Below are 18,100 nucleotides of genomic sequence, written 5' to 3' on the forward strand. Positions count from 1 at the left end.
GGATTGTATTCATTCAAACAAGCGGCGCGCCAATCGCGAGCAGGCTCGCTCCCACAGGGGATTTGTATTGTTCACAGATCCAGTGTGGGAACGGGCTTGCCCGCGATGGCGTCGGTCCAGTCAACGCAGGGCGAGAAGTCCTTGCACCAATGGTTCCAGTTGAAGATCGTTAACGGCTTTGATCGTGTCGATCATCGCCACCGGCCAACTCTCAAGACCCAGGCAGGCCCCGAGCATTGCACCGAGAATCGCCGCGATGGTGTCGGTGTCGCCGCCTAAGCTGGCGGCCATGCACAACGCTTGGAAGGCGTTCATTTCGCCGATGGCTACGTGTTGCGCCAGGGCGAATGCGACCACCACCGATTCCTGCGATGCCACCGACGTGCCGATCACGTCGTACAACAAATCCGCCAGTAACTCTTTGTCACTGTCGACGCTGATGGTTCGTGCCCAGCTGATGCGCGAGGCGATCCTGCCGCCAGCCACCCAGTGACCGTGGCTCTCGGCTTGCTGTGCTATTTGCTGGCCGAGGTTCAATGCCTCGCCCAAGTCCATGCCGTTGATTCCGGCCGAGACCACCGCCGCCACCGCCGCGGCACTGGAAATACCCAGCGTGGTGTTGTGGGTGACCTGGCAGGCTTGCACCACAGCTCTGATGAAACGTTCGGGGTTGGCGACATCTGCCGCAATCCCCACCGGCGTGATACGCATCGCCGCGCCATTGGTGGTGCCATAGCGCCCGGCCTCCTCCGGCGAGTACCCGTCGAGGATCAACTCGATCGCGCGCTTGGTCGACGGCCCGAGCAAGTCCTGCGAGCCTTTGGCTTGCATCGCGGCTTCCCATTCGATCAGTCGTTGAGCGAGCATGGCCGGTTCGATCCAGCCCTTGCCTTCAATCAACAATCGACCGACCAGGATCGCCTGCTCGGTGTCGTCGGTGATCGAGCCTTTAGGCATGTTGGCAGCGATCGGTTGATCGGGGCCGGCGTCTTGCAAGTCAGTGATTTCGCCGAAGCGCGCCTTGATTTCGGCGCGGCTCAGGGATTGAGTCGGCATGCCCAGCGCGTCACCCAGGGCGAGTCCGTAGAACGCGCCAAGTGCACGGTTGAGCGCGGTCATCTCGACTCTCCAAATTGCAGGTGCAGGCGAAAATGCACCGGGTCGAGCAGGCTTTCGACCTGCTCCATGAAGCGATTTTGCCGGTCGTACGTGGTGCGCAAGGCTTTTAGAAAGACGGTGCCTTCGGGACGTCCGAGCAACTCGGCGTCTTCGGCGTTCAAGGGTTCGGCACCGATCCATTGATCGCCGCGCTCGCCGATGTAGCCGTAAGCGGCCAGGGTAATGGTCAGGGAATTGTCGATCAGGCCAACACGCGGCAGGCTTTCCAGGCCTCCGGTAGCGGGCATCAATGAGCGTTCGAGGGAAACCAGTTTGCCGTCGGTGGAACGGCGGCGCCGGTCGAGGGTAATGAATTGGTCGGTGCCAAAGCGCGGCAGCAGGTCAGGACGCGTCACCGCCTCCAGCCGCAGCACTTCGGTATTGATCAGCGCCCCGCTGTCCGCCAGCGCCTGGGCCCAACCGCTGCGTTGGTCGAGCACCACTCCGTCGAAGGTGACAATGGAACCAACTCCGCTTTGCGTGGCAATGTATTTGCGCCTTTTCAGTTCGGCCAGGGCTTCGCGCAGCGTGCCGCGGCTGACTTTGAATTCTTGAGCCAATTGATGCTCGCCAGGCAACAGAAAGCCGTCCTCCATGAGGCCGCTTTCGATGCGCCGGATGAGTTCGTCGACCACCCGTTGTTTCTTGTCAAATCGTACCTGTCTAATCATGTACAAATTGATAACCGAAACGGGATGGCGCAAGCAAGGAATATTTAGGGGAAATGACGGAAGGAGGAGCGACCGCTGCGCGGTCAATCGCGGGCAAGCCCGCTCCCACAAGTCATGCATGGATCCTGTGGGAGCGGGCTTGCCCGCGATGGCGCCAGTAGGGTGGGCGCAAATCTCAGCGTTGCTTGAGACGATCGATCACGACAGCCAGCAGCAGGATCGAACCGCGAATCACGTACTGATAGAACGTGTCGATGTTCTTCAGGTTCATCGCGTTCTCGATGATCGCCAGAATCAACACCCCGGCAATCACATGCCGGATCATGCCAATCCCGCCGCTCAGCGACACCCCGCCCAACACGCAAGCAGAGATCACCGTCAGCTCGAAACCCTGGCCGATCATCGGCTGACCGGACGTCATGCGCGACGCCAGGATTACCCCGGCCAACGCACCAATCAAGCCGTGCACGGCAAAGATAATGATCTTGGTGCGGTCAACGTTGACCCCGGCCAGCAGTGCCGCTTCCTGGTTGCCGCCGATGGCCATGGTGTTGCGGCCGTAGGTGGTGTAGTTCAGCAACCAGCCGAAAAACAGGAAGCACACGATGGTGATCAGGATCGGCACGGGCACGCCAAACAACTGGCCGTTACCAAAGACGAAGAACGATTCCTGCGACACGCCCACCGCTTTGCCGTTGGCAAAAATGTAAGCCAGCCCCCGCACGATCTGCATGGTCGCCAGCGTGGTAATCAATGCGTTGACCCGCAGTTTGGCGATCACGATCCCGTTGATCAGCCCGACAATCAGGCCCATCAACAGCGCCGCGCTCACACCGAGGAACACACTGTCGGTGTCACGCATGACCACCGCCGCGACCACGCCGGCACAGGCAATCACCGAGCCTACCGACAAGTCGAAATGCCCGGACGCCAGGCAATACAACATGGTGCAGGCCGCGATCCCGGTGGTCGAAATCGCCAGGCCCAGACCGCGCATGTTCAGCGGCGAGAGGAAGTTGTCGATCAGTAAGGTGCAGGCTACAAAGATGGCGACGGCTGCGAGCAGCATCACCCAGTCATCGAGAAAGCGCCGCAGGTCCAGAGGTTTGCGCTGGGTGGGCAGGGCGTTGTTTTGGGTTGTCATCATAGTCACCTCTCAGTTCGCCACGCCGTCAGCGCGTTGGCGCGGCAAAGCCAGTTGCAGCAGGTTGGATTCATTGGCCTCTGCGCGAGACAGCTCGCCGCGCATCACGCCTTCGCAGAGCACCAGGATGCGGTCGGAAATGCCCATCACTTCCATCAGGTCGCTGGACACCACGATCACCGCGATGCCGCTGGCGGCCAGGTTATGGATGATCTGGTAAATCTCGGCCTTGGCACCGATGTCGATGCCGCGAGTCGGCTCGTCCAGCAGCAGGACTTTCATCGGCATCGACAGCCAGCGACCGAGAATGGCCTTCTGCTGATTGCCGCCGGACAGGTACATGATTTTCTGTTCGGCGCTCGGCGTCTTCACCTTCAACGCCTTGATATGTTTGTCGGCATTGCCCTTCTCCCACAGGCCGCGCAACAGGCAACCGAAAGTGGAATGCGCACCGCGAGCACTGATGTTGATGTTCTCGGCGACGCTGGCGAGCGGGATGATGCCCTCCTTCTTACGGTCCTCGGGGCACAGCAGAATGCCGGCCGCGATAGCATCGCGGGGGGAACGCAGTTTCACTTCATGACCGCGAAGCTCCAGGCGTCCAGCGGTATTGCGCGTCAGCCCGCTGAGCATCCGGAACAACTCGGTACGCCCCGCGCCGACCAGGCCGAACAGCCCGAGAATCTCGCCCTTGTGCACCTCGAAACTCACCGGCTCACGCAAACCCGGCCCGAGCAAACCTTCAACCTTGAGTGCCACCGCGCCACGCTGGCGGCTGCGGTAATCGTAGATGTCCTGGATGTCGCGACCGACCATGCACGTCACCAACTGATCGTGGGTCAGTTCGTTCATGTCCTCGAACGTGCGCACGTAGCGACCGTCCTTGAACACCGTCACCGCATTACAGATGCGGAACACTTCTTCCATGCGATGGGAAACATAGAGCACCACTTTGCCTTCGTCGCGCAGGCGCCCGATGATCGCCATCAAGCGATCGATCTCGCGCGCCGACAGGCTGCTGGTGGGTTCGTCGAACGCAATGACGTGCGCGCCACGGGACAACGCCTTGGCGATTTCCACCAACTGCCGCTGGCCGAGGGACAGGCGCCCGACTTTCTCCTGCGGATCGATTTCATCGGCCAGGCCCTTGAGGCAGGCCAGTGCTTGCTGGCGCAGCGCGCCGCGATTGATCAAGCCGAAACTGGCCGGCAAGTGCCCCAGGAAAAGGTTCTCCGCCACACTCATTTCCGGGACCAGATGCAGCTCCTGATGGATCACCGCGACGCCGCTGCCAATGCTGTCGGCGGTGGACTTGAAGGCCATCGACTGTTCGCCGATCTGCAGGTCGCCGCTGCTCGGCGTGTAGGCACCGCCGAGGATTTTCAACAGCGTGGATTTACCGGCGCCGTTCTCGCCCATCAGAGCGTGAACCTGGCCCGGATGGGCAACGAAGCTGATGCCGTCCAGCGCCTTCACTCCGGGAAAGGTTTTGCCGATACCGTTGAAACGCAGGCTACCGCCGACGCTGTGCTCGTGTGTCTGTACTTGCGCGTGCATAAAACCACCTCATCACACAGATCAGGCAGCCCTATTACCAGGGCCGCCGATGAAATCAACCAAGCCTCAGTTCCACAGGCCGATCTTTTCCAGTTCCTGCTTGAAGTTCTCGCGAGTGATCAGTGTCACGTCGTCCATCGCGGTGTATTTCGGTGGCTCTTTGCCGGTGGTGACCCACTCGTACATCATGCTGGCGGTGTTGTAGCCCTCAATGTGCGGGCTTGGCAGCATGGAACCGAAGAAGCCGCTGTTGGCCTTCTTCAATTCGCCGATGGCGTCTGTGCCGTTGATGCCGATGCCGATCACGTTGGCCGCTGCAAAACCGGCGCTTTCGGTGGCGCGCACGCCGCCCAGCACGGTGTTGTCGTTCATGCCGCCGATGATCAGGTTTTTCGCCCCGCCCGGCAGTTTCACCAGCGCCGAGTTGGTGGCGTCCATGCTGCCTGGCACGTCGAGGGTTTTCTGCGCGGTAAAGAGAATGTGGTCTTTTGGAAAACCGGCGTCTTGCAGTGCCTTGGCTGAACCGTCGGTGCGTTTCTTGCCAGTGTCGAGTTCGTTGAAGGTGTTGATCACCGCGTAGGTTTCTTTCCAGTCCCAGCCACGTTTTTTCGCTTCGGTGGCCATGGCACTGCCCTGTTTCTCGCCGACCTCAAACGCGGCCATGCCCAGATAAGGCACGTCTTCCATGAACTTGCCGCTGGCATCGACAAAACGGTCATCGACCGCGATCACTTTCAAACCATTGGCTTTGGCCTTGGCCACGATAGCCGGGCCGAGGCCGACGTCTGGCGGGCAAATCACAAAACCTTTCGCGCCGTTGGCGGCCAGGCTGTCGATGGCCGAGAGGGTTTTCTCGCCGTCAGGCACGGCGATCTTGATGACGGTGAAGCCTTTGTCTTTCCCGGCCTTTTCGGCGAACGCCCATTCGGTCTGGAACCAGGGCTCCTCCGCCTGCTTGACCAAAAAACCGATCTTCACTTCCTCTGCCGCCAGCAACGTACTGCTCAAGCTGACCGCAGTGACCGCCAAAGCGGCACAGCACAGGGAACGGATCCCACGACGACGATTCATAAGCTGACTCCTTGTTATTTTTTTTTGAGGCGTTATTTGAAAGCCGGTAGAGCAAATAGTCATATCGTATGATGATTGGATTTCAGACGGAGTTCGGCGTCTGAAACCTGTTTTATTCAGTCGTGGTACATCACCGAACGCCCACCATCGATGGTGATGCACGAGGCGTTGATGAACGGCGCTTCATCGCTGGCCAGGAACACGGCGGTCATCGCCACTTCCATCGGCTGCCCGATGCGGCGCGGCGGATGCAGGTCGAAGGCCCGCTGACGTTCGGCGTGAGGGTCGGCAAAGCCGTTCCAGTAATCGACGTTCAACTGGGTTTCGATATAGCCCGGTGCAATCGCGTTGACGCGAATGCCCTTCGGCGCATATTCGATGCCCAGGGCGCGGGTCAGGCCAAGCAAACCGTGTTTGGCCACCGGGTAGGGAAAGCAACCCGGAATGATGTGGCTGGAGTGCGTCGAGGCAATATTGATGATGCTGCCGATACCCTGCTCGATCATTTGCGGCAACACCGCTTTGCAACCGTACCAGGCGCCATCAAGGTCGATGGCGAAGCAGCGATGCCAGTCCTCTTCGGTCATTTCCAGTGGATCGCGGAACACGTTGACCCCGGCGCAGTTGACCAGAACGTCGATGCGCCCGTGCAGGTCGACCGCCAGTCTGGCCATGGCGTGCAGGTCTTGCTGGCGTGACACATCAGCTTTGAGGGCGACCACATCCGCACCCTGCTCACGCCAATGCACTGCAACTTGCTCGACTTTTTCAGCCTGAATATCGCTGATCACCAGCTTGGCCTGTTGCGCCGCGAAGGTGGCAACGATGGCCTCGCCAATCCCCTGCGCCGCGCCGGTCAGCAGCACGACCTTGTTTTTCAGGCGCTCGCCCTTGGGCGGTTCTGGCGCCGGCGGCAAGGAAAGAGGCTCAGCCATGGCTCAGCGCTCCTGTTTGCAGGCACGACAAAAACCGGGCATCTGTCGATGACCGGCCAAAAGGCTTTTCGGAAAATCGCTGCATCACTTCACCTGTTTTGTTTTTTTAAGTGTGAGTGCGTGTAACTGATGGCCGACTATAAACCCGACCACCGAATAATCTCAATATATAATTTTACATCCCATATTTTGGGATCTATCCAGCGAATCGGGTACAGGGTTTTCCAGCCACATCGACGCGGATCGACAGCAATGCACCATCCAGCGGATGGTTGAGCGGGCTGGCGGCGCTGGTGATGTACAGGGTTTTCAGGTCTTCGCCGCCGAACACGCAACTGGTCGGACGGCTGACCGGCAGCTCGATAACACGGTCGACATGCCCGCTCGGCGCCAGCCTGAGCAGACAACTACCGTCCCAGCGGGCATTCCAGATGAAACCTTCGGCATCCATCGCCGAACCATCCGGGCCCCCACGCGCATGGGGGCCAAACCAGACGTACGCGGCATCCAGGTTGCCGTCGGTGTGAATGAAATGCTGATACAACGTGCCGTCGAGGCTGTCGCCGAAATACAGCATCGTTGCGTCATCGCTCCACAGCAATGTGTTGGGAATGCCCAACCCACGCAGCAGCGGCGTGACCCGGGCATCGCGGTCAATGCGAAACAAACCACCACTGCGCCGTTCGATCGGCAGGTCTTCGCCCTGCTCGCCGATGTTGTTTTGCATGGTGCCGAGCCAGAGCCGACCCAAGGGATCGCAGCGCGCTTCGTTGGCGCGATTGCCGGGTTGTGGATCGGCGACGCAGAACAACGTCAGGCGCGGCTCAAGTCCCGGCGAATCCAGATCGAGTCGATAGACTCCGCTGCTCAACGTCACCAGCGCATCGCCGCTTTCGCAGGGAATGAACGCGGACACGTGCTCCGGCATCTGCCAGATCTGCACATTGGCACCGATCAGCCGTAGCACCTGCTGACCGGCGATGTCCACCCAGTACAACGCTTGCGTCGGCGCATCCCAAAACGGGGCTTCGCCCAGTTGCGCACGGTGTCCGGTAACCGCATTCCACGTCATGAAGCCTCCTGCGTTGCACTGTAGGTGGGAGCGAGCCTGCTCGCGATGGCGGTGTGTCAGGCAACTTGGTCGCTGAATGTTCAACCGCTATCGCGAGCAGGCTCGCTCCCACAAGGTTCGTTGTTGTCAGCTGGCTTTTTTGTCGGCCATGACTTTCGGGTAGAAACGCTTGATCGCCAGGTCAGCGTTATCGATCAGCGTCATGCACGCCCAGACACCGCGCGCGGAGTCACGGGCGGCGATGGCGTCGGCCATGTCTTTGTGAATGGGCAGCGTGCGGCGCAGTTCGTCCGGGTCGGCGGCAGATACTTCAAACGACACGGCCAAGAGTGCGCCGAGGGCCGGGACCATTTGCTCGATGAATTGATTGTGGCTGGCAGCGAGGATGCATTCGTGGAAGAACTGGTCGGCGCGGTTGTAATCGATGCCGCTGTCGACGGCTCGCTCCAACGCGTTATAGGCCTGAAGCACGGCTTGCACCTGTTCGACGGTCGCTCGTTCACAGGCCCAGCGCACCGCCATCGGCTCGATGGTGCGGCGCAGGTCGAGCAAGTCGTCGACGAAGTTTTCCGGCAAGCCGCTGCGTGACAGCCAGCCCACGACTTGCGGATCAAAGAGATTCCAGCGCCGCACCGGCAACACCCGTGTGCCAACCTTCGGCCCGACTTCGAGCATGCCTTTGGCGACCAGGGTCTTGATGGCTTCGCGGATAACCGTGCGGCTAACACCGAGTTGTTCGCCGAGATCGGCTTCGACCTTGATGGTTTCGCCGGGTTTGACCTGGCCGGCGGCTATCCAGCAACCCAGCCAATCGACGGTCGATGCATGAAAACTGCTGGACATGGGCACCTCGAAGCAGGAACGGCAAAAAGCCGTTCGCGATGGGAGTCCACGCTAATCATCATACGATTTGGTGTCAATTTGATTTTTGAACAAAATCAAACTGGGAGCGATTACGGTTCGAGACCGATCTTGAAGAATTCACCGCCGCTCCACACCCCGAGCCAGCGTTGTCCGTCGATGTCGCGGCTCACCGCCAGCTCCACCAGTTGGTAAAACACATTGCGGTGGATCAGCGCTTCGAGGTTGGTGCGCACATGCACATACGGCGCAGGTTCTTGCGTGACCGGATCGATGACCACACGGATCGGATGTTCGGCGCCAGCTTCGGTAACCTCGTCGACGTTGGTGGTGAAGCGCAGGAGCTGGGCTTCGCCCTCGCCCTCCACTTCCAGGGCAATCGCCACAAACGGCGCGTCATCAACCTTGATGCCCACCTTCTCGACCGGGGTGATCAGAAAATAATCATCGCCGTCGCGGCGAATGATAGTGGAGAACAGCTTGACCATCGGCTTGCGTCCGATCGGCGTACCCAGGTAATACCAGGTGCCGTCACGCGCAATGCGCATGTCGATGTCGCCGCAAAAGTCGGGGTTCCACAAGTGAACCGGCGGCAAGCCTTTGGTTTTGGGGATTTGCCCCAACAAGTCGTTGGCTTTTTGCGGGCCACTCATGGCGTTCTCCTTGAATTACTGGTCGCTGAGCCCGATCAGGCCGCGCGCGTATTGCTCCAGCGGCCGGCTAATCAGATCTTCTGGCTTGTTGTCGTAGAACGTCAGTAAACCGCCACGACTCTTGATGCGTGCAGTATCAATCAAGTACTGGGTGCTGGTCTCGATCAACATGATCTGAATCACCCCGCTGTCGATGCCAAGTCGATCCACGTATTCCTGATCGAGCCAATCATCCGAGTTGCCAATCCGGTCGTCGGCCTTGGCGAATCGGGTGTAGAGCAGATAATGGGCACCGGCAGCACGGGCTTCGCCCATGGCCTGGTCGAGCCCTTCAGGGGCACGGGCGCGGCGCACCATCGGGAAGTATTCGATAAAGCCATTGAAGGCTTCTTCAGCAACCACGTTGGGCCGCGGGTAGGTACTGCCTGGCGGTGCAAAAGCCCCCTGGGCGATGTAGATGAATGAATCCGGCTGAATGCGCAGGTTATTGGAGCGGTGATTGTCGCTGTGATCCAACAGCCCCGCATCGCTCATGTGGTAGCGAGTCCCTTCAGCCATGTCGCTGACATTCATGCAGCCACCAAGCGCCAAAACGGCCAGCAGCAAAACCAGGCTACGCATCCTACCCTCCAGAGGCCGGTGACGGAAAACCGGCGAATGGCCATTGGATGCAGCTTCCGCGCCAGCTCAAGCGTATGGGTGCCTCACAGGGCGCATCAGCCGCCGATGATCTTCATGATGGTCGCGCCGCCGGAGAACGCCACTTCCTGTTTGTCCCCCAAGGCTTTGACCAGAAGGCGCTGCAACGCAGGCAATGCCTGATGACGCGGCTTGTCCAGCAGGTCTCCGACATAGTGACGGTTGCTCGACGACAGGCAACCGTGCAACCAGCCCGTGGACGACAGGCGCAGCCGTGAGCAGGTGCGGCAGAAGGGAACGCTTTCGTTGGCGATGACGCCGAAGTGCCCAAGCCCTGGAATTTCATAACGCACGGCAGTGGCGTCCACAGGGGCGTCAGCTTGCAGGTATTCGTAGCGCTCGCCAATCAGGCTCAGCAACTGCTGAAGGCTGACGAACTGTTGCAGGAAGGCGTTGTTATCGCTGGCCAGGTGACCCATGCGCATCAGTTCGATGAAGCGCAACTCATAGCCCTGCTCAAGGCAGTAATCGAGCAGCGGCATCACCTGATCGAGATTTTGGCCACGCAACGGCACCATGTTGACCTTGATTTTCAGGCCGGCGGACTTGGCCTGATCCATACCATCGAGCACGGTCGCCAGATCGCCGCCACGGGCAATGCTGCGAAAGGCACTGGCATCCAGGGTATCGAGGGAAACGTTGATGCGGCGAATGCCGGCATCCACCAGCAAGGGCAGTTTTTTCGCCAGCAGCTGACCATTGGTGGTCAGACTGATGTCTTCCAGGCCCATCTTGCCGACAGCTGTCATGAAGGCTTCGAGTTTGGGGCTGACCAGTGGTTCGCCACCGGTGATACGCAGACGCTCGATGCCGGCGGCTTCGATCAAATAAGCCACGCCGCGCGCCATGGCCTCGGCCGACAATTCATCCTGCGCAGCCACCAGGCGCTTGCCGTTAGGCACGCAATAGGTACAAGCGTAATTGCAGGCTGAAGTCAGACTGATCCGCAAATTGCGAAAACGCCTGCCTTGACGGTCAACGATCATGGATCACTCCGGCAAAAGGAATTTGAACGCACAAAACTTGACTCACAAATCAAGTTTTAGCAAGTCCTATACCTGAGTATATTCCTGAGGTACTGCGCCATATAGCAAAAACATGGCGCAATAAGGCGACTGAATGGTTCAGCTGCTCGGCGTGTCGGTATCGCGCTTGCGTTTGTTGCCCATGCGCACACCAATGTCCATCAGGAACTGGAAAAAGCCTTCCTGATCTTCCAGCACGTTGCTCCAGAACGGCGAGTGATACAGCGCAACAGCGCCGTGCACCAGCGCCCAGGATGCGCAGTAATGGAAGTATGGTGGCACGTCTTCAAGCTTGCCTTCGCTGATCCGGCCCTTGATCAGCAAGGTCAGGCGTTCAAAGTTCGAGGCGCGGATCTTGTGCAGCTCCTCGACCATCTCAGGCACCTGATTGCCCTTGACCACCTTCTCTTCCAGGCGATCGAACAAACGATAGCGTTGCGGGTCGCGCATGCGGAATTCGAAGTAAGCCCGGGACAGGGCTTCCTTGTCCTTGTCGACATCGGCCGAATGCAAAAGCTCGTTCAAATCACGCTCGTAGTCGAGCATCAGGCGCAGGTAGATCTCGGCCTTGGATTTGAAGTGCTTGTAGATCGTGCCTTTACCGATACCGACGGCATCAGCAATCATCTCGACGGTGACACTGTCTTCACCCTGGTCGAGGAACAGCTTGAGCGCGGTATCGAGAATTTCTTGCTCGCGGCGACGAAACTCACGGACCTTACGAGGTTCTTTATGCATAAGAAAAGGTCTGTAGGGGTCAAAATTCGAAGCCGCGTATTATGCCTAACTTACGCAAAAATGCACGGATCATCCGACCATATCTGTGTTTCTTGATGATTTCAGAAAGGATCGTCCATTGATGAGAACTCTTCTGAAGCGCCCGTATTCCAAAATTGTTTAAAAATCAGGGCCGGTAAACTGGACTCGGCGCAATACTGATCAATACTTCAACTGTCGGCGGGGCATCTCCCCCAAGTGTCGCGCCGATATAGGTACCAACGGACCGCGTGCCTTTGTTTTACTCCTAATGGTCTTAACCCGGATTCACCCCCCAGAACCCGGGTTTTTTTTGCCTGCGATTTAACCTTTCACATGCGCCAGCGGAAACAGCCGCTTGAAGTTTTCAGTGGTTTGCGCGGCAAAACGCTCGTAGGACTCGCCTCGCAACATTGCCAGAAATTCCGCTACCTCGCGAACGTACTGCGGCAGGTTCGGCTTGCCGCGATGAGGGATCGGCGCGAGATACGGCGAGTCGGTTTCCACCAATAACCGATCAGCCGGCACCTTGCTGGCAACATCGCGCAGTGCATCGGCATTGCGAAAAGTGACAATGCCGGACAGGGAAATGTAATAGCCCATATCCAGCGCTGCTTTGGCCATGTCCCAATCTTCCGTGAAGCAATGCAGCACACCCGCCTGAGGCAACGCCGCCTCGCGCAGAAGGTTCAGCGTGTCGGCGCGGGCACCGCGGGTGTGGATGATCACGGGCTTGCCGGTTTGCCGGGCCGCCTGTAGATGCAGACGGAACGACTCCTGCTGCAACTCTGCCGCTTCTGGCTCGTAGTGATAATCCAGACCGGTTTCACCAATCGCCACCACACGCGGGTGATTGAGTTCGCGCAACAGCCAGTCAAGCGCCGGCGCGGCACCCGGCTGCACATCCAGAGGATGCACGCCTACCGAACAATCGACATCGTCATAACGTTCAGCCAGGGCTTTGACGTCCGCGGCGTTGTCGACGCTGACACCGATACATAGAAAGTGACCGACCCCGCGCCCCCGGGCCGCATCGAGCGCGGCATCGAGTGAGCCGTCGTGGGCGGCAAGGTCAAGACGATCGAGGTGACAATGGGAATCTACGAGCATAAAAGGGCTGCAACTTACATCGTATGAGTGGGACGGTCGGACTTCAGGGCTCCGGCCAGATGAGTTTCGATTCGGCTGCGCGCGGTGTTGTCGCCGTCGTTGAACTGCACGCCGACCCCGGCAGCCCGGTTGCCCTGTGCACCTTTGGGCGTAATCCAGGCGACTTTACCGGCCACCGGAATCTTCTCCGACTCATCCATCAGGTTCAGCAGCATGAATACCTCATCGCCCAACTTGTAGCTCTTGTTGGTCGGAATAAACAAGCCGCCGTTCTTGATGAACGGCATGTAAGCCGCATAAAGCACGGACTTGTCCTTGATGGTCAGGGACAAAATGCCGTTGCGCGGCCCCGGATTCACGGCTTCATTCATGCGCACCTCCGTTACTGATGACCTGAGTCTATGCCCAGACGATCACTTCTGGGTAGGCAAGGATGCCCATTGCACCAGCAGCGCCTCCAGCAGCAACGCCGGATTGAGGTTGGCTTTGCTCATGACTTTCTGACGCTGGGCAAGGATCCAGTCCTGAATACTCAAGACTTTCTCCTGAGCCGACTTCTGCGCCAGGTATTGAATGACCTTGCGCATGTCGGTCAACCCGAGGCCTTCTTCATCCTGGGTCAACTGATAGCGCAGGATCAGGCTCGACCAATCGCAGAACCAGTCGAACAACAGCAACTGCGGAATGGTTTTCCATTCTTCGGCCAACTGCGTCGGCGATTGTTGCTGTTTGAGCAACCTCTTCACCCCTTCGACCACCAACGCTCGCTGTTCGCGCACGCCCTGGGTTTGCAATTTGACCGCGCCAAGCGGCGAACCGGCAGCCAGGGTGAGCAGTTCGACGCGTTCTTCTTCCGAGCTGTCCGGCAAGGCCTTGGCCAGCCAGGCCAGACTCATCGCTTGATTCGGTAGCGGGCAGGCCTGCTGCACACAGCGGCTCTTGATGGTCGGCAACAAACGGCTGGGCTGGTGGCTGACCAGCAGCAAAACGGTGTCGCCGGACGGTTCTTCAAGGCTTTTGAGCAAGGCGTTCGCGGCGTTGATGTTCATCGACTCGACCGGCTCGATCAACACCACCTTGCGCCCGCCCATTTGTGCGGTCTGCACCACAAAGCTCACCAGATCACGCACCTGATCGACCTTGATCGCCTTGTCGGCCTCTTCCGGTTCCAGGATGTAATTGTCGGGATGACTGCCGGCCTTGAGCAGCAGGCACGATTTGCATTCGCCGCACGCATCCTGAGCAGTCGGACGCTGGCACAACAGGCTGGCCATCAACCGTTCGGCCAGCGCCCGCTTGCCGATCCCGGCCGGGCCATGCAGCAGATAGGCATGAGCATGTTGCGTGCGCCCGGCCAACTGTTGCCAGAGGCCGTCCTGCCATGGATAGGCTTCAGCCACGGGTCAGCTCCAGCAGCCGTGGCAACAAGGCGTCCAGAGAGCGTTGGACCTGTGTCAACGACTGAGCGGCATCGATCAAGACATAACGCGAAGGATCCGCTTTGGCACGCGCCAGGAACGCGCTGCGCACGGCATCGAAAAACGCACGCCCTTCAAGCTCGAAGCGATCCAGCCGGCCGCGCGCGCTGGCGCGGGCCAGGCCTACTTCCACCGGCAGATCGAAGATCAGTGTCAGGTCCGGACGCAAATCGCCCTGGACAAAGGTTTCCAGGGTCGCGATGCGCGCAAGCGACAAGCCGCGACCGCCTCCCTGATACGCATAAGTCGAATCGGTAAATCGATCACACAAAACAACCGCACCCCGCGCCAGCGCCGGGCGAATTACTTCGGCCAGATGCTGGGCTCGCGCGGCAAACACCAGCAACAACTCGGTGTCCGGGTTCATGACTTCATCGACTGGGGCCAACAACACCTCGCGGATACGCTCGGCCAAAGGCGTGCCTCCGGGCTCGCGGGTTAGCACGACCTCGATACCGGCAGCGCGCAGGCACTCGGCCAGGTATTCGCGATTGGTGCTCTTGCCGGCGCCTTCCGGGCCTTCCAGGGTAATAAACAAGCCAGTCACAGGCGGTCCTTAATCAAAGTCATTGCGGGTTTTGCGGCGCCGCGGTATCCGGCACGGGCTCAGGTGCCGGAGCGGGTACAGCAGCGGGTTCTTTCTGCGCCTCTTGTGGCGCTGATGGTGGCAAAGCTTCGGGATCGGGATTAGGGGAAGCCGCCGGAATCGGAGCCTGCGCGTCCGGGGTACCGGTATTCGGGGTTTCACCACTCGACGTTTCGGGCGCCGAGGCCGGTGCCGGGCTGGAGCGATAATCGGCACGGCGCTTGAGCTGGAACTCGCGCACCGCATTGTTATGGGCCTCCAGATCATCGGAGAACACATGACTGCCGTCACCGCGCGCAACAAAATACAGACTGTTGCCGGCCACCGGGTTCAATGCCGCATGGATCGCCTCGCGGCCGACCATCGCGATCGGTGTCGGCGGCAGGCCCGAAATCATGTAGGTGTTATAAGGCGTCGCTTCCTTGAGGTGGGCGCGAGTCAGCTTGCCACTGTAGCGCTCACCGAGTCCGTAGATCACCGTAGGATCGGTCTGCAGCAACATGCCCATCGCCATACGCCGCACGAACACACCGGCGATCTGCCCGCGCTCTTGCGGCACACCGGTTTCCTTTTCCACCAACGAGGCCATGATCAGCGCCTGATAGGGTTCGGTGTACGGCACATCCGCGGCGCGCTGTTCCCACTCCTTGGCAAGGACTTCGTCGAGACGATCGTAGGCTTTTTTCAGCAACTCGACGTCGCTCATCCCGCGCACGAAGCGGTAAGTGTCGGGAAAGAATCGTCCCTCCGGAAAAATCCCGGTGTGACCAAGCTTGTCCATCACTTCGCTATCGCTCAAACCGTTCAGGGTCTGCTCGAGTTTTTCATCCTTGGCCAGGGCCGCACGGACCTGATGGAAATTCCAGCCTTCAACCAGTGTCAGGCTGTACTGCACGATGTCACCGCGCTTCCACTCATCGATCAACCCTTCTACGGTCATGCCAGGCTGCATGCGGTACTCGCCCTTATGCAAAGGCTGCCGGTTCAGATTGAATCGCCAATACACACGCAGCCAGAAAGCATCCTTGATGATGCCATCGGCTTCGAGTCGATAAAAAGTGCGGGTCGGCGTCGTGCCCTTGGGCACATCCAGCAACTGTTCCTGGGAAATATTCAGCGGCTGTTCCAGCGCCGAATGGATTTTCCAGGCGGCAGCGCCCAGACACAGTCCCGCCAGAACCAATCCGGTTTCCAGCAGCAGCAAGAGTTTACGTCTCACGTATCAAGCATCCAGTAGCGCGCGGGCAATGGTTTGGAGTTTACGGGTGAGCGGCCCAACCGGCCAGCTCAGAGCTGCAAAGGCGCGCACCGGCCAAACGCCATACACGCTATTACAGACAAAGACTTCGTCAGCCCATTGCAGCTGATCAAGGCTGATGTCAGTGATTTGGGTGGGGATCCCCAATGATTTGGCTTGAAACAATAATTCGGCACGCATCACGCCGGCCACGCCACAGCGTTTCAAATCGGCCGTTATCAACACGCCTTCGCGCACCAGGAACAGATTGCTGAACACGCACTCGATCACCCGACCGGCCTGATCGAGCATCAATCCTTCAGCGTGATCCGTATCTTGCCATTCAGCGCGAGCAATCACTTGTTCGAGACGGTTCAGGTGCTTGAGTCCTGCAAGCAATGGCTGCCCGGACAATCGTGTCGCGCAGGGGAACAGGCGAACGCCCTGCTCGCCATGCACGGCAGGATAAGCTGAGGGAGGACTGCCCTGCAGAATGCGTCGGGCCTGAGCCGAGGGATCGGGCGCATACCCACGCAGACTGTCACCGCGCGTAAGGATGAGCTTGAGCACGCCTTCACCCAGCGCTTTGGCGTAGGCCAGCAGCTCACTGCGGATCAGTTCGTGATCGGCAGTGATTGCCAGGCGCGAACAGCCATCGGCCAGACGCGACAGATGCCGGTCCAGCAATAACGGTTGCCCGCCCTTGACCGCAATTGTCTCGAACAGACCATCGCCGTAAGCCAGGCCGCGATCCTTCAGCGACAAAGCGTCAGCCGGCTGACCGTCGACCCAGCTGTCCATCAGTCAGCGAACCGGCGGAACACCAGCGAGCCATTGGTACCGCCAAAACCGAAGGAGTTGGACAGCACCACATCAATGTCCATGTTGCGCGCGGTGTGAGGTACGAAATCGAGATCGCAACCTTCGTCCGGTTCGTCGAGGTTGATGGTCGGTGGCGCCACCTGGCTGTTGATCGCCAGCACGCTGAAGATCGCCTCGACCGCGCCCGCCGCACCCAGCAAGTGACCGGTCATGGACTTGGTCGAACTGACGGCCAGTTTGTAGGCGTGATCGCCAAACACCGACTTGATCGCACACGCTTCAGCGAGGTCGCCGGCCGAAGTGGACGTGCCGTGGGCATTGATGTACTGGACCTGATCGCCATTGATCTTCGCGTCGCGCAAGGCATTGGTGATGCAACGCGCGGCACCGGCGCCATCGGCGGGCGGCGAAGTCATGTGGTAGGCATCGCCACTGGTGCCAAAGCCGATCAGCTCGGCATAGATGGTCGCGCCACGCGCCTTGGCGTGTTCCAGTTCTTCGAGAACCAGAGCACCGGCACCGTCGGACAACACGAAGCCGTCACGGCCCTTGTCCCATGGACGGCTGGCGCGGGTTGGCTCGTCGTTGCGGGTCGACAGCGCGCGGGAGGCACCGAAGCCGCCCATGCCCAGACCGCAAGCCGCCATCTCGGCGCCGCCGGCAATCATCACGTCAGCTTCGTCGTACATGATGTTGCGTGCCGCCATACCGATGCAGTGCGTACCGGTGGTACAGGCTGTGGCGATGGCGTAGTTAGGTCCCTGTGCACCCAGGTGAATGGACAGGAAACCGGAAATCATATTGATGATCGAGCCAGGCACGAAAAACGGAGAAATCCGTCGTGGGCCGGAATCATGCAGCGTGCGGCTGGTTTCTTCGATATTGGTCAAACCGCCAATACCGGAACCCATGGCCACGCCGATGCGCTCACGGTTGGCGTCGGTGACTTCCAGACCGGCATTGCGTACAGCCTGAAAACCTGCGGCCAGACCGTACTGAATGAACAGGTCGAGCTTGCGAGCTTCCTTGACCGACAGGTATTCCTCGACATTGAAGCCCTTTACCGAGCCGCCAAAACGGGTGGAATAGGCAGAAAGGTCGGTGTGTTCGATCAGACCAATGCCACTGCGGCCAGCCAGAATGCCCTGCCAACTGCTCGGCACATCCGTGCCCAGTGGCGACAACATACCCATACCGGTGACTACGACGCGTCTACGCGACACAGCACTCTCCTTTTTCAAATGACGACTTTGCATCAGGCCTAA

General features: G+C 59.3%; 19 protein-coding genes. All 19 read right to left on the reverse strand.

The genetic code is table 11. From position 1 onward, the window contains the following. Window positions 1–120: 120 nt before the first annotated feature. A complete protein-coding gene (locus ACM6I0_RS25470; RefSeq protein WP_285430447.1) occupies window positions 121–1,119 on the reverse strand; it encodes an ADP-ribosylglycohydrolase family protein in 999 nt (332 codons plus the stop codon). After that, window positions 1,116–1,829, reverse strand: a complete 714-nt coding sequence (locus ACM6I0_RS25475) for a GntR family transcriptional regulator (RefSeq protein WP_090186718.1) — start codon at window positions 1,827–1,829, stop codon at window positions 1,116–1,118. Before ACM6I0_RS25475 ends, ACM6I0_RS25470 begins: the two co-directional genes overlap by 4 nt. Window positions 1,830–2,004: 175 nt before the next feature. Next, window positions 2,005–2,973, reverse strand: a complete 969-nt coding sequence (araH, locus tag ACM6I0_RS25480) for an L-arabinose ABC transporter permease AraH (RefSeq protein ID WP_285430445.1) — start codon at window positions 2,971–2,973, stop codon at window positions 2,005–2,007. A 12-nt stretch (window positions 2,974–2,985) separates the two neighbouring features. Then, on the reverse strand, window positions 2,986–4,530 hold the full coding sequence (gene araG / locus ACM6I0_RS25485; protein WP_285430444.1) for an L-arabinose ABC transporter ATP-binding protein AraG: 1,545 nt from the start codon (window positions 4,528–4,530) through the stop codon (window positions 2,986–2,988). A 66-nt stretch (window positions 4,531–4,596) separates the two neighbouring features. Next, the gene (locus ACM6I0_RS25490) at window positions 4,597–5,601 is read right to left on the reverse strand and encodes a substrate-binding domain-containing protein (RefSeq protein WP_414923571.1); all 1,005 of its coding nucleotides are present in this window, start codon (window positions 5,599–5,601) and stop codon (window positions 4,597–4,599) included. Window positions 5,602–5,717: 116 nt separating this feature from the next. Beyond that, complete coding sequence (locus tag ACM6I0_RS25495) at window positions 5,718–6,536, reverse strand: SDR family oxidoreductase (RefSeq protein WP_414923572.1); 819 nt, start codon at window positions 6,534–6,536, stop codon at window positions 5,718–5,720. A 196-nt stretch (window positions 6,537–6,732) separates the two neighbouring features. Further along, complete coding sequence (locus ACM6I0_RS25500; protein WP_414923573.1) at window positions 6,733–7,608, reverse strand: SMP-30/gluconolactonase/LRE family protein; 876 nt, start codon at window positions 7,606–7,608, stop codon at window positions 6,733–6,735. 126 nt (window positions 7,609–7,734) lie between these two features. After that, window positions 7,735–8,451 (reverse strand): FadR/GntR family transcriptional regulator, encoded by a 717-nt coding sequence (locus ACM6I0_RS25505; RefSeq protein ID WP_208669401.1) that lies wholly within the window; start codon window positions 8,449–8,451, stop codon window positions 7,735–7,737. A gap of 110 nt (window positions 8,452–8,561) precedes the next feature. Continuing rightward, window positions 8,562–9,122: a DUF1285 domain-containing protein gene (locus tag ACM6I0_RS25510; RefSeq protein WP_414923574.1), complete on the reverse strand. Its 561-nt coding sequence runs from the start codon at window positions 9,120–9,122 to the stop codon at window positions 8,562–8,564. A gap of 15 nt (window positions 9,123–9,137) precedes the next feature. Continuing rightward, a complete protein-coding gene (locus ACM6I0_RS25515; RefSeq protein ID WP_414923575.1) occupies window positions 9,138–9,743 on the reverse strand; it encodes a DUF4823 domain-containing protein in 606 nt (201 codons plus the stop codon). Window positions 9,744–9,838: 95 nt separating this feature from the next. Continuing rightward, window positions 9,839–10,807 (reverse strand): GTP 3',8-cyclase MoaA, encoded by a 969-nt coding sequence (locus ACM6I0_RS25520; protein WP_414923576.1) that lies wholly within the window; start codon window positions 10,805–10,807, stop codon window positions 9,839–9,841. 138 nt (window positions 10,808–10,945) lie between these two features. Beyond that, window positions 10,946–11,584, reverse strand: coding sequence for a TetR/AcrR family transcriptional regulator (locus ACM6I0_RS25525; protein WP_008152317.1), 639 nt, complete (start codon window positions 11,582–11,584; stop codon window positions 10,946–10,948). 342 nt (window positions 11,585–11,926) lie between these two features. Further along, a complete protein-coding gene (locus ACM6I0_RS25530; RefSeq protein ID WP_285430433.1) occupies window positions 11,927–12,712 on the reverse strand; it encodes a TatD family hydrolase in 786 nt (261 codons plus the stop codon). Between the two features lie 14 nt (window positions 12,713–12,726). Further along, on the reverse strand, window positions 12,727–13,083 hold the full coding sequence (locus ACM6I0_RS25535; protein ID WP_285430431.1) for a PilZ domain-containing protein: 357 nt from the start codon (window positions 13,081–13,083) through the stop codon (window positions 12,727–12,729). A gap of 42 nt (window positions 13,084–13,125) precedes the next feature. Further along, on the reverse strand, window positions 13,126–14,112 hold the full coding sequence (locus tag ACM6I0_RS25540) for a DNA polymerase III subunit delta' (RefSeq protein WP_285430429.1): 987 nt from the start codon (window positions 14,110–14,112) through the stop codon (window positions 13,126–13,128). Beyond that, window positions 14,105–14,737 carry a dTMP kinase gene (tmk, locus tag ACM6I0_RS25545; RefSeq protein WP_285430428.1) on the reverse strand — a complete coding sequence of 211 codons (633 nt, stop codon included), beginning with the start codon at window positions 14,735–14,737 and terminating at the stop codon, window positions 14,105–14,107. Before tmk ends, ACM6I0_RS25540 begins: the two co-directional genes overlap by 8 nt. Window positions 14,738–14,756: 19 nt before the next feature. Further along, window positions 14,757–15,995, reverse strand: coding sequence for an endolytic transglycosylase MltG (gene mltG / locus ACM6I0_RS25550; RefSeq protein WP_414923577.1), 1,239 nt, complete (start codon window positions 15,993–15,995; stop codon window positions 14,757–14,759). Between the two features lie 3 nt (window positions 15,996–15,998). Beyond that, on the reverse strand, window positions 15,999–16,814 hold the full coding sequence (pabC, locus tag ACM6I0_RS25555; protein WP_414923578.1) for an aminodeoxychorismate lyase: 816 nt from the start codon (window positions 16,812–16,814) through the stop codon (window positions 15,999–16,001). Then, complete coding sequence (gene fabF / locus ACM6I0_RS25560) at window positions 16,814–18,058, reverse strand: beta-ketoacyl-ACP synthase II (RefSeq protein ID WP_010461853.1); 1,245 nt, start codon at window positions 18,056–18,058, stop codon at window positions 16,814–16,816. The genes pabC and fabF overlap by 1 nt, the downstream gene beginning before the upstream one ends. Between the last annotated feature and the right edge of the window lie 42 nt (window positions 18,059–18,100).

It is taken from the genome of Pseudomonas sp. IT-P294 (assembly GCF_949767865.1).
GTDB lineage: Bacteria > Pseudomonadota > Gammaproteobacteria > Pseudomonadales > Pseudomonadaceae > Aquipseudomonas.

Bases quoted from the DNA above. Each gene is read 5' to 3' on its own strand.
- ACM6I0_RS25500 (WP_414923573.1), bottom strand. From the start codon at position 7,608: ATGACGTGGAATGCGGTTACCGGACACCGTGCGCAACTGGGCGAAGCC.
- ACM6I0_RS25475 (WP_090186718.1), bottom strand. From the start codon at position 1,829: ATGATTAGACAGGTACGATTTGACAAGAAACAACGGGTGGTCGACGAA.
- ACM6I0_RS25530 (WP_285430433.1), bottom strand. From the start codon at position 12,712: ATGCTCGTAGATTCCCATTGTCACCTCGATCGTCTTGACCTTGCCGCC.
- ACM6I0_RS25525 (WP_008152317.1), bottom strand. From the start codon at position 11,584: ATGCATAAAGAACCTCGTAAGGTCCGTGAGTTTCGTCGCCGCGAGCAA.
- ACM6I0_RS25515 (WP_414923575.1), bottom strand. From the start codon at position 9,743: ATGCGTAGCCTGGTTTTGCTGCTGGCCGTTTTGGCGCTTGGTGGCTGC.
- araH (WP_285430445.1), bottom strand. From the start codon at position 2,973: ATGACAACCCAAAACAACGCCCTGCCCACCCAGCGCAAACCTCTGGAC.
- ACM6I0_RS25490 (WP_414923571.1), bottom strand. From the start codon at position 5,601: ATGAATCGTCGTCGTGGGATCCGTTCCCTGTGCTGTGCCGCTTTGGCG.
- ACM6I0_RS25505 (WP_208669401.1), bottom strand. From the start codon at position 8,451: ATGTCCAGCAGTTTTCATGCATCGACCGTCGATTGGCTGGGTTGCTGG.
- ACM6I0_RS25520 (WP_414923576.1), bottom strand. From the start codon at position 10,807: ATGATCGTTGACCGTCAAGGCAGGCGTTTTCGCAATTTGCGGATCAGT.
- araG (WP_285430444.1), bottom strand. From the start codon at position 4,530: ATGCACGCGCAAGTACAGACACACGAGCACAGCGTCGGCGGTAGCCTG.
- ACM6I0_RS25495 (WP_414923572.1), bottom strand. From the start codon at position 6,536: ATGGCTGAGCCTCTTTCCTTGCCGCCGGCGCCAGAACCGCCCAAGGGC.
- ACM6I0_RS25470 (WP_285430447.1), bottom strand. From the start codon at position 1,119: ATGACCGCGCTCAACCGTGCACTTGGCGCGTTCTACGGACTCGCCCTG.
- ACM6I0_RS25535 (WP_285430431.1), bottom strand. From the start codon at position 13,083: ATGAATGAAGCCGTGAATCCGGGGCCGCGCAACGGCATTTTGTCCCTG.
- pabC (WP_414923578.1), bottom strand. From the start codon at position 16,814: ATGGACAGCTGGGTCGACGGTCAGCCGGCTGACGCTTTGTCGCTGAAG.
- ACM6I0_RS25510 (WP_414923574.1), bottom strand. From the start codon at position 9,122: ATGAGTGGCCCGCAAAAAGCCAACGACTTGTTGGGGCAAATCCCCAAA.